15 protein-coding genes are annotated in these 14318 nt (G+C 63.9%); 12 read left to right on the top strand and 3 right to left on the bottom strand.

What is annotated here, in order from left to right; genetic code table 11:
• Positions 1-81: 81 nt before the first annotated feature.
• A complete protein-coding gene (gene lon / locus AB6M95_RS07460) occupies positions 82-2544 on the top strand; it encodes an endopeptidase La (protein WP_371386111.1) in 2463 nt (820 codons plus the stop codon).
• 91 nt (positions 2545-2635) lie between these two features.
• Positions 2636-3619, top strand: coding sequence for an ADP-ribosylglycohydrolase family protein (locus tag AB6M95_RS07455; RefSeq protein WP_371386110.1), 984 nt, complete (start codon positions 2636-2638; stop codon positions 3617-3619).
• Here AB6M95_RS07455 and AB6M95_RS07450 read toward each other — a convergent pair.
• The 3 genes from AB6M95_RS07450 to AB6M95_RS07440 form a co-directional block, all read right to left on the bottom strand.
• Positions 3616-4167 (bottom strand): hypothetical protein, encoded by a 552-nt coding sequence (locus tag AB6M95_RS07450; protein ID WP_371386109.1) that lies wholly within the window; start codon positions 4165-4167, stop codon positions 3616-3618. The genes AB6M95_RS07455 and AB6M95_RS07450 overlap by 4 nt on opposite strands.
• A 115-nt stretch (positions 4168-4282) precedes the next feature.
• Positions 4283-5638: a M23 family metallopeptidase gene (locus AB6M95_RS07445; RefSeq protein ID WP_371386108.1), complete on the bottom strand. Its 1356-nt coding sequence runs from the start codon at positions 5636-5638 to the stop codon at positions 4283-4285.
• A 173-nt stretch (positions 5639-5811) separates the two neighbouring features.
• The gene (locus AB6M95_RS07440) at positions 5812-6243 is read right to left on the bottom strand and encodes a CBS domain-containing protein (RefSeq protein WP_371386107.1); all 432 of its coding nucleotides are present in this window, start codon (positions 6241-6243) and stop codon (positions 5812-5814) included.
• A 167-nt stretch (positions 6244-6410) separates the two neighbouring features.
• On the opposite strand from AB6M95_RS07440, the gene AB6M95_RS07435 reads away from it, so the two are divergent.
• The 10 genes from AB6M95_RS07435 (at position 6411) to tsaD (ending at position 14168) form a co-directional block, all read left to right on the top strand.
• The gene (locus tag AB6M95_RS07435) at positions 6411-7052 is read left to right on the top strand and encodes a protein-L-isoaspartate(D-aspartate) O-methyltransferase (RefSeq protein WP_371386106.1); all 642 of its coding nucleotides are present in this window, start codon (positions 6411-6413) and stop codon (positions 7050-7052) included.
• Positions 7053-7064: 12 nt separating this feature from the next.
• Positions 7065-8036 (top strand): DUF368 domain-containing protein, encoded by a 972-nt coding sequence (locus AB6M95_RS07430; protein ID WP_371386105.1) that lies wholly within the window; start codon positions 7065-7067, stop codon positions 8034-8036.
• Between the two features lie 44 nt (positions 8037-8080).
• Positions 8081-8968 (top strand): P-loop NTPase, encoded by an 888-nt coding sequence (locus AB6M95_RS07425; protein ID WP_371386104.1) that lies wholly within the window; start codon positions 8081-8083, stop codon positions 8966-8968.
• A 10-nt stretch (positions 8969-8978) separates the two neighbouring features.
• Positions 8979-9566, top strand: coding sequence for a CDP-diacylglycerol--glycerol-3-phosphate 3-phosphatidyltransferase (pgsA, locus tag AB6M95_RS07420; protein ID WP_371386103.1), 588 nt, complete (start codon positions 8979-8981; stop codon positions 9564-9566).
• A 234-nt stretch (positions 9567-9800) separates the two neighbouring features.
• A complete protein-coding gene (locus AB6M95_RS07415; RefSeq protein ID WP_371386102.1) occupies positions 9801-10079 on the top strand; it encodes a hypothetical protein in 279 nt (92 codons plus the stop codon).
• 2 nt (positions 10080-10081) lie between these two features.
• Positions 10082-10405, top strand: a complete 324-nt coding sequence (locus AB6M95_RS07410) for an FtsB family cell division protein (protein ID WP_371386101.1) — start codon at positions 10082-10084, stop codon at positions 10403-10405.
• On the top strand, positions 10389-11180 hold the full coding sequence (locus tag AB6M95_RS07405) for a tetratricopeptide repeat protein (RefSeq protein WP_371386100.1): 792 nt from the start codon (positions 10389-10391) through the stop codon (positions 11178-11180). Before AB6M95_RS07410 ends, AB6M95_RS07405 begins: the two co-directional genes overlap by 17 nt.
• Positions 11181-11236: 56 nt before the next feature.
• Positions 11237-12025: a hypothetical protein gene (locus tag AB6M95_RS07400; RefSeq protein ID WP_371386099.1), complete on the top strand. Its 789-nt coding sequence runs from the start codon at positions 11237-11239 to the stop codon at positions 12023-12025.
• 29 nt (positions 12026-12054) lie between these two features.
• Entirely contained in the window at positions 12055-13086 is a 1032-nt protein-coding gene (gene fbp / locus AB6M95_RS07395; protein ID WP_319584583.1) for a class 1 fructose-bisphosphatase, read from the top strand.
• Positions 13086-14168, top strand: coding sequence for a tRNA (adenosine(37)-N6)-threonylcarbamoyltransferase complex transferase subunit TsaD (tsaD, locus tag AB6M95_RS07390; RefSeq protein WP_371386098.1), 1083 nt, complete (start codon positions 13086-13088; stop codon positions 14166-14168). The genes fbp and tsaD overlap by 1 nt, the downstream gene beginning before the upstream one ends.
• Positions 14169-14318 lie beyond the last annotated feature (150 nt).

Here is a 14318-nt window from a genome sequence, read left to right as displayed (position 1 = left end):
CGGGCCTTACTTGTTGTGCATCGGCGGTGCCCATACCCCCTGATCCGGGGGGCCGCCTTATTTTAACCCTCGGAGGAATCAATGCCGACATTCAGTTTCGACGGCAAGAAATCCCCTGATCCCATGACCCTCCCGATGATGTCGTTGAGGGAAGTGGTGATGTTCCCGAAATCCATCGTCCCGCTCTTCGTGGGGCGCGAGGCCTCCATCAAGGCCATAGAGACCGCGGTCGCCGACTACGGCAAGCAGATTTTCCTGGTCACCCAGAAGAGTCCGGAAAAGGAGCACCCCGAAGCGGGCGACCTCTACCGGGTCGGTACGGTCAGCAAGATCCTGCAGATGCTCCGGCTGCCCGACGGCACCATCAAGGTGCTGTTCGAGGGCGTGGCCCGCGCCGCCTGGGACCCCGACGTCGACATGATCCCCTATGCCGAAGAGGAAGGGGACTATCCCAAGGCCCGGTTCCGGGTCCTGGACGAGGCCGGGGAGGAGACCGCCGAAGGCAAGGCCCTTATCCGCGCGGTCCAGGATTCGCTTGAGGAGTTCGGCAAGGTCAACAAGAAGGTGGCCCCCGAGGCCATCCTGGCCATGTCCACCATCAAGGACGCGGGCCAGCTCGCCGACCAGATCATGCCGCACCTCAAGATCGACTTCTCCCGCAAGCAGGAGATCCTCGAAGAGCTCGACCCCAACCGCCGTCTCGAACGCGTCTACGAGCTGCTGCTCGGCGAGATCGAGATCGTCTCCATAGAGAAGCGCGTCAAGGGGCGCGTCAAGGACCAGATGGAGAAGAACCAGCGGGAGTACTATCTCAACGAGCAGGTCAAGGCCATCAACAAGGAGATGGGCCGCGACGACGATCCGCAGGCCGAGGCGCAGGAGCTGGAGGCCCAGCTGGACGCCAAGCCCATGTCCGACGAGAACCGCGAGCGCGTCCGCAAGGAAATCAAGAAGATGCGGACCATGCAGTCGTCCAGTGCGGAGTACACCGTGGTCCGCAACTACATCGACTGGGTGCTCGACCTGCCCTGGGACAACATCAAGGACGACAAGGACGTTGACATCAAGCAGGCCCGGGCCATCCTCGACGAGGATCACTACGGCCTGGAGAAGCCCAAGGAACGCATCCTCGAATATCTGGCCGTGCAGACCCTGGTGGAGACCATGAAGGGCCCCATCCTCTGCTTCGTCGGCCCTCCCGGCGTGGGCAAGACGTCCATCGCCCGGTCCATCGCCCGGTCCATGGACCGCGAGTTCCTGCGGCTGTCCCTGGGCGGCGTGCGCGACGAGGCCGAGATCCGCGGCCACCGGCGCACCTACGTGGGGGCCATGCCCGGCAAGATCATCCAGTCGCTCAAGCGGGTGAAGTTCAACAACCCGGTCATCTGCCTGGACGAGGTGGACAAGATGTCCGCCGACTTCCGGGGCGACCCGTCCGCGGCCCTGCTCGAAGTGCTGGACCCGGAACAGAACTACGCCTTCAACGACCACTACCTGGACCTGGACTACGACCTGTCCAAGGTGTTCTTCATCACCACGGCCAACAGCCTGGAAGGCATTCCGCTGCCGCTGCAGGACCGGATGGAGATCATCCGGCTGCCCGGCTACCTGGAGACCGAGAAGGTGGAGATCGCCAAGGGGTTCCTGCTGCCCAAGCAGATCAAGCAGCACGGCCTCAAGCCCGAGAACCTGAAGGTCTCGGACAACGCCATCCTGGACGTGGTCCGCTATTACACCAAGGAAGCGGGCGTGCGCAACCTGGAGCGCGAGATCGCCTCTATCTGCCGCAAGTCCGCCATGAAGATCGTGGAGGACCACGACCGCGACAAGTCCATCCTGATCTCCAAGCAGAGCCTGCAGAAGATACTCGGCGTGACCAAGTACACCTACGGCGAGCGCGAGGAGGAGGCCCAGGTGGGCGTGTGCAACGGCCTGGCCTGGACCCAGCTCGGCGGCGAGATGCTGCTGGTGGAAGTGGTCCTCATGCCCGGCAAGGGCAAGGTGGAGATCACCGGCAAGCTCGGCGACGTCATGCAGGAGTCCGCGCGGGCGGCCGTGTCCTACATCCGCTCCCGGTCCGACCTGCTGGGCCTGAAGCCCGACTTCTACAAGCTCGTGGACATCCACATCCACGTGCCGGACGGAGCCACCCCCAAGGACGGTCCGTCCGCGGGCGTCACCCTGACCACGGCGCTCATCTCCGCGCTGCTGAACATCCCGGTGCGCAACGATCTGGCCATGACCGGCGAGATCACCCTGCGCGGCCGCGTCCTGCCCATCGGCGGGCTGCGCGAGAAGCTCCTGGCGGCCCATCGCGGGCTGATCAAGACCGTGCTCATCCCGGCGGAGAACGAGAAGAACCTGCAGGACGTGCCCAAGGACATCCTCAAGGACCTCGAAGTGATCCCGGTCAAGACCATGGACCAGGTCATCGACAGGGCGCTGGAGGGCGACTCCAGGAACGTCTGGGTGCGCAACCACGGCGAGGCCCCGGTCGCGGCCTGCCTCCTCAAGGAGGAGTTCCAGCGGCCCGCCCGCCAGTAGCCGCCTTCATTCGAATCGGAAAAGAAAGCCGGACGGTACTATTGCCGTCCGGCTTTTTTCGTGTAGGCTGAAGGGAACCTGGAGGTCCATCATGAGTGAATTGACGAGAAAGGAACGCGCCATGGGCGCGATAGTCGGCATGTACGTCGGCGACGCCCTGGGACTGGGCCCGCACTGGTATTACGACCTGGACGAACTGCGCGCCGACTACGGCGACTGGATCACGGACTACCGGCCGCCCAAGGCCGGGCGCTACCACGACGGCTGCAAGGCCGGGGACGTATCCCAGACAGGGCAGGTGTCCCTGCTCCTGCTGGCCTCCCTGGCGGAGAAGGGCGAATACGACGAGGCCGACTTCACGGCCAGACTGGACGAATTCCTCAAAACCATCGACGGTACGCCGCAGGGCGGCCGGTATACGGACATCGCCATGCGCGAGATCTGGCAGGCCCGCCGGGAGGGCAAGCCGTGGTCCGAGGCCGCCGGGCTGTCCGATTCGGGCGAGGCCGCCGTGCGCGGGGTCATGCTGGCCGCGCGCTACGCCGACGACCCGCGCGGGCTGGCCGCCCACGCCGTGGCGAACATCCGCCTGACCCATGCGGAGCCGTTCGTGGCCGCGCAGTCCCTGGCCTTCATCCTGGCCGTGTGCCGCCTGATCCGGGGCAAGACGCTGGAGAAGTCCGGCAAGTCGCTCATGGGCTGGGCCCAGAAGGAAGTGGACCGGGCGCTCATCGACGTCTTCCTCCAGCCCGGCCTGGTGCACGAGGCGGCGGTCGACCAGGACATCATGGTGGACCCGCCGGAGAGCATCGCCCGGATATACGGACTGGCCTGCCAGCTCGGCTTCATGGTCCCGGCGGCCTACTGGCTGTCCAGCCGGTTCAACGACTTCGAGACCGCCGTGCTCACGGCCGTCAACGGCGGGGGCAACAACATGGCCCGCGCCTGCCTGACCGGAGCGCTTTCCGGGGCGCGGGCCGGCTTGCGGGGTATTCCGAAGCGGTTCGTCGACGGGCTGCGCGACCGGGACGAGATACTGGCGGGCGCGGAAAAGGTGGCTTCGGTCCTGGACTAGCTTCCGGCCAGTTTCATGCCCGACAGGTCCAGGGAGCCGATGGCGGTGTACAGGGCGTTGTTGCGGAGCATCTGCATGCCCGGGTTGTCGCCCTTGCTCGTGAACGACTTGTTGTTGTGCACCGCCTCCTCGGGGTCGATGCCCTTGGTCTGGTAGTTCAGCTCCCGCTCCCTTTCCTCCTCCTTCTCCTTCTTCCTGTCGGTCTTGCCGGGCATCTTGGCCGTCATGTTCGAGATGCGGGAACGCATCTTGACGCCGGTGATCTTCTCCAGCTCGTTCTCGATGTCCCGGATGCGCGTCTTCTGCTCGTCGGTGGGGTTGCCCTCGGCCATGGCCAGGGTCTGGGCCAGGAGGTTCTGCAGGAACTCCACCCGCGCCTGTTCCTCGGGCGAGAGCTCCTTCTGGAAGGTGAAGGGCGAGCCTTCGATCTCGTCCGCGTCGGCCTCTTTGGCCTCCTCGTTCACGGTCGAGATGTTCCGCGACCGGGTCAGCAGCCGGGTGGCCGCTGTCGTGTCGGGCCAGGTGGTCGGATCGGTGGATATGTTCATGTCGTCTCCCGGGGGAAAGGATTGCCGCCCGGGAAAGACATGCAGGAATCGGTCCGGAAAAAAGGTGCCCGAAAACGAGGCGGCCCGCTCGAGGCGGGCCGCTTTGTTTCCGGTATTACTGGATTTTCGAGGTGATGTTGTGCTTGATCCAGGTCCCGTCCCACCATTCGATGGGCTGGGTGGGCACGCCGCCCACGGTGATGCCGTAGTGCAGGTGGTCGCCGCCCGCCAGGCCGGTTGACCCTGTGTGAGCGATGATCTGGCCCTTTTCGACCAGGTCGCCGGGATGCACGGCGATAGACGAGAGGTGAGCATAGAGGGATTGCAGCCCCAGTCCGTGGTCCAGGACGACCACATTGCCGTAGATGCCCAGGAAGTCGGCGAAGACCACCCGGCCGTCGTTGCCCGCCGGAACCGGCGCGTGCTGGATGCTGGCCAGGTCCAGGCCGAGGTGGGTCTGGTGATCCACCTTCTTGCCCTGGTACATGTAGTCGCGGGCGTCGGCGAAGCGCGCCCGGTTGGCCGCGTTGGGCAGGCGCACGAACGGGCCGGACCAGAGCATGGTCGGGCTGGTCTGGCGGCTGAATTCCACCAGCCTGGCCCGGTTCTCCTTGCGGATGGTGTTGTTGATGTACAGGTACTGGTCGATCAGCGAGCCCAGATTGGCGGGGATGAGCCCCTGGAATTCCGGGATGGTCTGCTCCATGAAGCTGTCGGACAGGCCGATCTTGTCATGCCGGAACTCGCGCGGGTTGGTGTGGTAGTTGAAGGACCGTTTGGCGCTGTTCCCGGCCGCGTCCGAGGCGACGATGAACGGCTGGAAGTCCTTGACCGGCACGTCCCACGGGTGGGCGAACATGCAGTAGTAGAGGTACTTGCCCGCGTTGCCCGGCTGCAGGTAGGCCGGGAAGAACCGCTCGCCCACCTGGATGCCGGTCTTGGCCGCCTCTTCGCTCAGGGCGTAGAGCATCAGCCCGGCCCCGCCCTGGTTCAGGTTGTTGACCGGGGATTCCACGTAGATGCGCGGCGGGGTCAGGTCCAGGGCGTAGGTCTTTTGGGCCTTGCTCGTGCCCGCCTGCCCGAAGGGGTAGAGGGATGAGTCGCGGGCTGTGACCTCGATGGTGAACTGTCCTTCCCGCAAGGTCCCGGAGTCCAGGGGGATGTCCTCCTGGACCTGGAGGATGCCGCCGGGGTAGGTCTTGGCGGTCAGGGGGATGCGCTTGTCGCCCTGGACGGCGTAGATCTCCAGGGACTTCAGGCCGCTGCCGGGGTCATCCACCTTGACGGTCACGACGGACCCCTTGCCGAGCTGGCCCGTGTCCGGGCCGATGGCCACCACCGGGGGGGTGGTGTCGCGAAAAATCATGAAGGCCCCGGCGCAGAGGGCCAGGAGGGCGATGATGGCGAGCATGCCCCCCAGAGGGAGTTTGCCGCCGCTTTTCTTTTTGGTCAGGCTGGTGTCTTTGTTCATGGTACTTCCTGTGTGATTAAATCTAGAGTATTTCTATAATACTCTATGGCAGGACACAAGGGGAGATGGGGAAAAGTCGGCGCCCTGGAAGCTGGGGCGGGATTCGGGAATGGTGGAAACCCAAAAAAACCGCACCCCTGGGGATGCGGCTTCGGGTTCGGATCGGGTCGGGGTCAGCTGTCCTGTTCCAGCCCTTCCATCAGGTTGATGGTCAGGCGCAGGAAGTCGGCTTCGGTGACGATGCCGACCAGGCCTCCGCCCTCGACCACGGGCAGGCACCCGTACTTGTTGTTCAGCAGGAGCCGGGCGGCGTCCTTGAGGGAGGTGTCCGGCGCGACCGACGTGATGTCCGCGCGCATGATCTCGTGAATGGGGATGCCGGAGTCGATCTCCTTCTGCGTCTCGGGGTCGAGATCGGCCAGTTTGGAGATGGTCGCCGACAGGATGTCCCGGTGGGTGATGAGCCCGCTGAAGACGTTGTCCACGGTGACGATGGGAATGTGGCGGATGCGTTGCAGGTCCATGAGTTCCCGCGCGCTGTGCAGCGAGTCGTTCTCCCTGAGGGAGAAGACGGGCGACGACATGAGATCTCTTACCTTCAGCATAGGTCCTCCTAGGTCTACCTTTACTTTCCGCCACTGGGGGAAATGTGTCAAGATTTCTGCTCCCTTTCCGGTTATTTCTTGCCCCCCGAGTTGACTTGGAGGGTAAAATCTGTTCAGCATCCCGCAGGTGTTTTCGTTCATGGAACGCCGTATTCCCAGGAGAGACGATGGTTGACCCGGTAAGGCTCAGGGAGCGCATGGTGCGCGACCAGATTCAGGCGCGCGGCGTGACGGACGAACGCGTGCTTGCGGCCATGCGCGAACTGCCGCGCCATGTTTTCGTAGAGGAGGCCCTGGCCTACAAGGCCTACAGCGACGGGCCGCTGCCCATCGGCGAGGGGCAGACCATCTCCCAGCCCTACATCGTGGCTTTGATGTCCGAACTGCTGCAGGTGGAACCGGGCATGAAGGTGCTCGAGATCGGCACCGGGTCCGGCTACCAGGCGGCCGTCCTGGCTCACATGGGGGCCGAGGTCTACACCGTGGAGCGCATCAAGAAGCTCTTCCACGCGGCGCGCAAGCGGTTCATGGACATGCGCATGTTCTCGGTCAAGCTCAAGCTGGACGATGGGACCATGGGCTGGCCCGATGAGGCCCCGTTCGACCGGATCATCGTCACGGCGGGCGGCCCCGAGGTGCCCGGCCCGCTGGTGGACCAGCTGGCCGACCCCGGCCGCATGCTCATTCCGGTGGGCGGCTCCAAGCGCAGCCAGACCCTGGTCCTGGTGGAGAAGAAGGACGGCCAGGTCACCCGCGAGGACAAGGGCGGTGTGGCCTTCGTGGACCTGGTGGGCAGCCATGGCTGGTAGCGGGAGGGCGGCGTGAGCGGAAACGGAACGAATTTCAGGGCGGCCTTCATGGCCAGCCCCGGCCCGCGGACTCCGCGCGAGGCCGCCATGCTCTGGCTCAAGGGGTTGTGCATGGGCGGGGCGGACATCATCCCCGGCGTTTCCGGGGGGACCATCGCCTTCATCACCGGCATCTACTCCCAGCTGGTGGACGCCATCCGCTCCTTCGATTTCCTCTTCGTGCGCAGGCTGCTGCGCCTGGACCTGAAGGGCGCCCTGGCCGAGGTGCACGCCCGCTTCCTGGCCTGTCTGCTGTTCGGCATCCTGACCGCCATCGTGACCATGGCCGGGGTCATGAACTACATGCTCAACAACCGCCCGGTGGAGATATGGTCCCTGTTCTTCGGGCTCATCGCGGCCTCCATCTTCGTGGTCGGGCGGGAGATCAAGCCCTTGAGCGCCGTGAACCTGGGCTTCGTCCTGCTCGGGGCCGTGGGCAGCTATCTTCTGGTGGGCATGATCCCGGTGTCCACGCCCGAGACCCTGTCCTTCATCTTTCTGTGCGGGGCCATCGCCATCTGCGCCATGATACTGCCGGGCATCAGCGGGGCCTTCCTCCTGCTCATGCTGGGCAAGTACGAATACGTGACGCGGACCCTCAAGAATCCGTTCCTGTGGGATAATTTCGTGGTCATCGCGGCCTTCGCCGCCGGGGCGGTGGTGGGCATCGTCCTGTTCTCCAGGGTGTTGCATTTCCTACTCAACCGCTGGCACGCGGCCACGGTGAGCGTGTTGACCGGATTCATGATCGGGGCCCTGCGAAAAGTCTGGCCCTGGAAAGAAGTCTTGGAATCGGCGGTCATTCGTGGGAAGATACGGGTCTTGAGGACGCAGAACGTCCTCCCCGACGGCTTCAGCGGGGAAGTGGCCCTGGCTTTGGGGCTGTTTGTCCTGGGGGTGCTCGTCGTGGTTGTCCTGGAGCGGCTTTCGAACCGCGTGAAATGAATAGGGTCTCCCTTTGGGAGAGACAGATAAAGAGAGAAACGGATATGAGTGAATGCAGTTCCGGCTCCTGCGGAGGCGGGGGCGGCGGCAAGCCGAGCGCCAAGATGCAGATCCAGGACGAGATGATCAAGTCCACCCTGGAAAAGATCAAGTACAAGCTGTTCATCATGAGCGGCAAGGGCGGAGTGGGCAAGAGTTCGGTCTCGGTCAACGTGGCCGCGGCCCTGGCGGCCAAGGGCTACAAGGTCGGCCTGCTCGACGTGGACATCCACGGCCCCTCGGTGCCGACCCTGCTCGGCATCTCCGGCACCCTGGAGACCGACCGGGGCTCCCTGATCATCCCCAAGGAATACAACGAGAACCTCCATGTGGTCTCCATGGAGTCCCTGCTCAAGGACCCGGATCAGGCCGTGCTCTGGCGCGGCCCCATGAAGACCTCGGCCATCCGCCAGTTCATCTCCGACGTGCAGTGGGGCGAACTGGACTTTCTGGTGGTCGACTCCCCTCCAGGCACCGGCGACGAGCCCATGACCGTGCTCAAGACCATCCCGGACGCCCTGTCCGTGGTGGTCACCACGCCCCAGGAGGTGTCCCTGTCCGATGTGCGCAAGTCCATCAATTTCCTTCAATACGCCAAGGCCCCGATCCTCGGGGTGGTGGAGAACATGAGCGGGCTGGTCTGCCCGCACTGCCACCAGGCCATCGACCTGTTCAAGAAGGGCGGCGGCAAGGACCTGGCCGAGAAGTACGGCCTGGACTTCCTCGGGGCCATCCCCCTGGACCCGGCCACGGTGGTGGCGGGCGACCTGGGCGTCCCGGTGGTCCTGCTGGAAGAGGAATCCTTTGCCAAACGCGCGTTCATCGAATTGGCGGGCACCATCGCGGCGGCCGCCCAGAGCAGTCTTGAGGCGGCCTCGACCACAAACACGTAAGGCGGGAACGATGGACAAGAAGAAAGTTTTCAATCTTCCCAATTGTCTGACCATGGCCCGGATACTGGCGGCGCCCTTCATCGTGCTGCTGCTCTATTTCGAGATGTGGTTCCAGTTCAAGTTCGGCTCCTACTTCGCCTTCGGCCTGTATTTTCTGGCCTGCGTCACGGACTATTTCGACGGCAAGATCGCCCGCGAACAGAACACCATCACCAACCTGGGCAAGTTCCTCGACCCCCTGGCCGACAAGCTGCTCATCGGGTCCGCCCTGATCATGCTGGTCCGGCTCGGACCGGGGTGGGGCGTGCCCGCCTGGGTGGTGATCATCATCATCTGCCGCGAGCTGGCCGTAACCGGCATGCGCGCCATCGCCGCCGAGATGGGCGAAGTGGTGGCCGCGGACAGGCTGGGCAAGCTCAAGACCCTGACCCAGTCCCTGTCCCTGGGGTTTCTGATCTTCCACTACCCGCTGTTCGGCTGGGACCCGCGCCCCACGGGCATCGTGCTGCTGTACGTCGCGCTCGTCCTGACCGTGGTTTCGGGCGGGCACTACCTGTACAACTTCTACAGGAAGTGGATCGGCACCTCCGAGGGCTGATCGGGCGGCAGGGGGGCTCGGGACGCCGGCGCGGAACGCGCCGGACGAGTCTAGAAAAAATCGAGACCGTAGTCGGCGGTTACGGTTTTCCGTGTGACAACCGCTTGTCTCCACTGGGGAATTTCAGGGATGACAGGGGTATTGTAACATGGTAGTTTTTGGTACAGCATAACTGTACAAGATCTCGGAAAAAGGGTTAATAAGCAAAGAGACAAACATTTCTGAGAGATACCTATGTCGGATTCCAGCTCGGTCAAACATCTTGTCCGCATTACCAACTGCCTCCAGACCATTCTCGATCTCGAGTCACAGCTGGAGCAGTTGGAAAACGGCCACTCCCTTTTGGACGAATTCGCCGTGCTCAAGTCGTTCCTCGAAAAAATCGACGAGGTCGAGTTGAGCGAGTCGGACGTGGAGCGCATCGAAACCGCGACGTCGAACTTCCTCAGGGAGTTGCAGGGGCCGCTGTCGCGCCGCAAGTCCCGGGCGCTGGCGGAGCGCAGGCTTCAGTAACCATGCGCGGCAGATTGATATTCGTGGCGCTGCTCGTGGCCATCAACCTTTTCCTGTTGACCAGGTTGATTTGGAGCGACCAGGGGGTGTTCGCCTATCTGGAGCTGAAGAACCGCTACGAGGTCCTGCGTCAGAAGATCGAGACCGTGGACGCCCGGAGCCTGGACCTGAGCCAGGAGATCCGCAAGCTCAAGTCGGACAAGGGCTACCAGGAGAAGGTCATTCGAGAAAAGATGAATTTTGTCAAGAAGGACGAATTGTTATACATATTCCCGGATGAGAAGGTCCAACCTCGCGGAGAAACCGCCGATGTGCAAGAAAATTGAATGGTACCAGGAAGTTCTCTCCTTGGAACCCGGTTCCAGGGTGTTCTTTCCTCTGGCCAAGCTGTTCGTGGAGAACGGGCAGCCCGAGGACGCGGTCAAGACGCTGCGCCAGGGACTGGACAGGCATCCTGATTACCTCGAGGCGCGCATGCTCCTGGTGGAGCTGCTGACCGAGCTCGACCGCGAGGCCGAGGTCCACGAGCAGTTGGAGCGGGTCATCAATCCCCTGCGCGACTATCCCGCGTTCTGGCGCGGCTGGGCCCGGAGCCTGCCCCCGGAACAGCGCGACCTGGCCGTCTTCCTGATGCTGGTGGCCTCCAACCTTTCCGGCGACACCATCAAGTGGACCGACGTGGTCTTTGAGGGCATCGGCACCCTGGCCGCCCGGCTGGTGGGCGCGCCCCTGCCGCCCCCGGTGGACTGTCCGCCGCCCTTCAGGCTGCCCGAACGCGAGCGGCCCCATTTCGACGAGGAGGGCGGGCGTCCGGACTTCCGGCCGGGCACCGGCTCCTTCCGGACCAAGACCATGGCCGACCTGCTGGCCTCCCAGGGGGACGTGGAGGGCGCACTTGAAATCTACCGGGATTTGTTGCAATCAACCGTGTCCGACGAACGGCGCGCGGAACTGCAGGATCGGATCGTGCAGTTGGAGCGCAACCGGGACGGCGACGGGCCGGGCGGGGAGGCGGACGCCTTCAGCGTGCACGCCAAGAACCGGTTGATCAGCACGCTCGAAACCCTGGCCGCCAGGTTCGAAGCCCGGGTCCAGAGTTAGCGAACCTGTAAGGGACGTCTCCGCCTCGCGGGGCGTCCATGCATGAAAGCGGGAATATGCGATACCTATTTTTGATCATTCTGGCCGCCGTCGCCTTGCTCGGCGGCTGCGGCGTGTGGGACACCACCGCCGAATATACCAAGGAAACCTGGCATAGCACGCGTGAACTAATGGATCCGCCACCGGTCATCGACACCGACAGCTACCAGTTCACCAACCCCAACCAGGAGAAGCTGGCCAAGCTCATCTCCCCGGTTGACGGTCCGCTGACCTCCCTGATCCGGTTCGTGAACGACACGGACACCATGCCCGGCATCGACTGGCTCGACCTGCTCATGGCCCGCTTCCCGTGGGTCGACCGGGTCCTGGTCACGGACGAGGAGGGGACCATCATCTTCATGCAGCCCGAGCTCCCGGTGAAGCGCATCAGCAAGCCGCTGGTCTTCGAAGGGGTCTGGCGGCAGGTCAGCCTGCTGACCGTGGTGGACTACTCCGACCTCGGTCCCGAGATGTACATCGGGCGGCCCTATTTCGACGACATCAAGTTCGGCGGGCTGATCGGCGTGGGGTTCGACCCCCGTTCGCTCATGCGCCTGTGCCCGGACCCCAAGGCCCTGATCGTCATCCACCCCGGGCACAACGTCTGGACCCTGGGCGCGGACGTGGACAAGAAGGGACTGTTGGCCGTGGACTGGGAGGACAAGCTCAAGAGCGAGGTTGACGGGCAGGTTCGTGTCGGCAATCGGTACTATACCTGGTTGACCCGCTACGTGGGCAAGGACCAGTATGTTTACGCTACAGAGAGCGTCGACCCTAACGCAGAGGGAAGCTGGTGGCCATTCTAGGGGCTCAAAATCAACGGGGAGGCAAGCAAATGTCGCAACAGGTAACCGTTACCGAGCACATCCTGCTGCACCAGAAGATGGTGCCGGGTGCGACCGGTCAGTTCACGCGACTTTTCAATGAGCTCGTGCTTTCCGCCAAGATCATCGGACGCGCCGTCAACAAGGCGGGGCTGGTGGACATCCTCGGCTTCACGGGCGACGTCAACGTCCAGGGCGAGGAGGTCAAGAAGCTCGACGAGTACGCCAACCGCATCCTCATCCACCGGCTGGCCCGGTCGGGCGTGCTCTGCGCCATGGCCAGCGAGGAGAACGCGGACATCATCGAGGTGCCAGAGTCCCTGCCGCGCGGCGAATACATCATCATTTTCGACCCCCTGGACGGCTCCTCCAACATCGACGTCAACGTCAACATCGGGACCATCTTTTCCATCTTCAAGCGCAAGAGCGACCCGGACGCCGCGCTGATGTCCAGCGACGTGCTGCAGAAGGGCAGCGAGCAGGTGGCCGCGGGCTACGTGCTCTACGGTTCCTCGACCATGCTGGTCTTCACCTGCGGCGACGGCGTGCACGGCTTCACCCTGGACCCGAGCGTGGGAGAATTCCTGCTCTCGCACCCGAACATCCGCATCCCGGAGCAGGGCAAGATCTACTCGGTCAACGAGGGGTACGAGCGCTACTGGGACCGCCACACCAAGAAGGCCCTGGCCTATTTCAAGTCGCCCAAGAACGCCCTGCGCAAGCCGTATTCCGGCCGGTACATCGGCTCCCTGGTGGCGGATTTCCACCGCAACCTGCTCTACGGGGGCATCTTCATGTACCCCGCCGACCTGCGCGACCCCAAGAAGCCCACGGGCAAGCTGCGCCTGACCTGCGAGTGCAACCCCATGGCTTTCCTCGCCGAACAGGCGGGCGGCATGGCCGTGGACGGCGTCAACCGGGTCATGGACATCGAGCCCGACCACCTGCATCAGCGCATTCCCTTTTTCTGCGGTTCGCGCAACGACGTCCAGGTGGTCCAGGAAATCTTCGAATCCGAATCCCGGAGAAAGAAGAACCGCTGATGCTCATCCTCGGTATCGAGACCTCCTGCGATGAAACCGCCGTGGCCCTGGTGCGCGACGGCCGCCTTCTGGGCGAAAAGCTGGCCACCCAGGTGGACACGCACGCCCTGTTCGGCGGCGTGGTCCCGGAGATCGCGTCCAGGGAGCACCTGCGCGTCCTGCCCCGGCTCTACCGGGAGCTCATGCGCGGGATCGGCCTGGATGCCGGGGACCTGGACGGCGTGGCCGTGGCGCGCGGCCCCGGCCTGCTCGGCAGCCTGCTGGTGGGCGTGAGCTTCGCCAAGGGGTTGAGCCTGGCGTCCGGCGCTCCCCTGATCGGGGTCAACCATCTCTGGGCGCACCTGCTCGCGCCCGGGCTGGAAGGGGAGCTCGAATTCCCGGCCCTGGGGCTGCTCGTCTCGGGTGGGCACACCCACATCTATCTGGTCGAGTCGCCCACGGAGTTCACGCTGCTCGGACGCACCCTGGACGACGCCGCCGGAGAGGCTTTCGACAAGACGGCGAAGATGATGAATTTTCCCTATCCGGGCGGGCGTTACATTGACGAACTTGCCCGGGAGGCCGAGCCGGACACGGGGATGTTTCCCCGGCCGTACATCGAAAATCCGACCCTGGATTTCAGCTTCAGCGGGCTCAAGACCGCCGTGGCCCATTACGTGGCCGACCACCCGGAGCTGGTCTTCGAGACCATGGCCGATCCGCAGGCCGTGGCCGATCTGCCTGCGGGGCGGCGGGCCGCCCTGGCCCGCGTCTGCGCCTCCTTCAACTGGAGCGTGGCCGACACCCTGCGCATCAAGGTGGAGCGCGCCCTGAATCAGGTCGGCAAGGTCAGGAGCCTGATCGTGGCCGGTGGCGTGGCCGCCAACACGGGCGTGCGCGAGGCCATGCGGAGCGTGGCCGAGGGCAGCGGGCTCAAGCTGACCCTGCCCGGATTGTCCCTCTGCACGGACAACGGCGCCATGATCGCCCATGCGGGTTGGCTGCTCGCCAAGGCCGGGTATCGGCACGGCCTTGAACTCGAAGCGATACCCCGCGGGCGTATCGTTCCGCTGGACTGGGAGAGGGTGCCCGAGCGGGCGTGACAGGCGTTAAAATTCCCGCCACTCCTTGACAGTAGGGTACATGCGGACCTATTTTAAATAAATTGCGAAAACAATTGCGGCATGGCGCCGCGCCGGCGCTGCCGGACCCCGAGAATACAAAGGCCGCTGGCCGAGTAAAAAAAGGAGAAC

The organism is Pseudodesulfovibrio karagichevae (assembly GCF_041414475.1).
In the GTDB taxonomy this organism is placed as follows: domain Bacteria; phylum Desulfobacterota; class Desulfovibrionia; order Desulfovibrionales; family Desulfovibrionaceae; genus Pseudodesulfovibrio; species Pseudodesulfovibrio karagichevae.
This window is presented reverse-complemented; position numbering and strand designations above follow the sequence as displayed.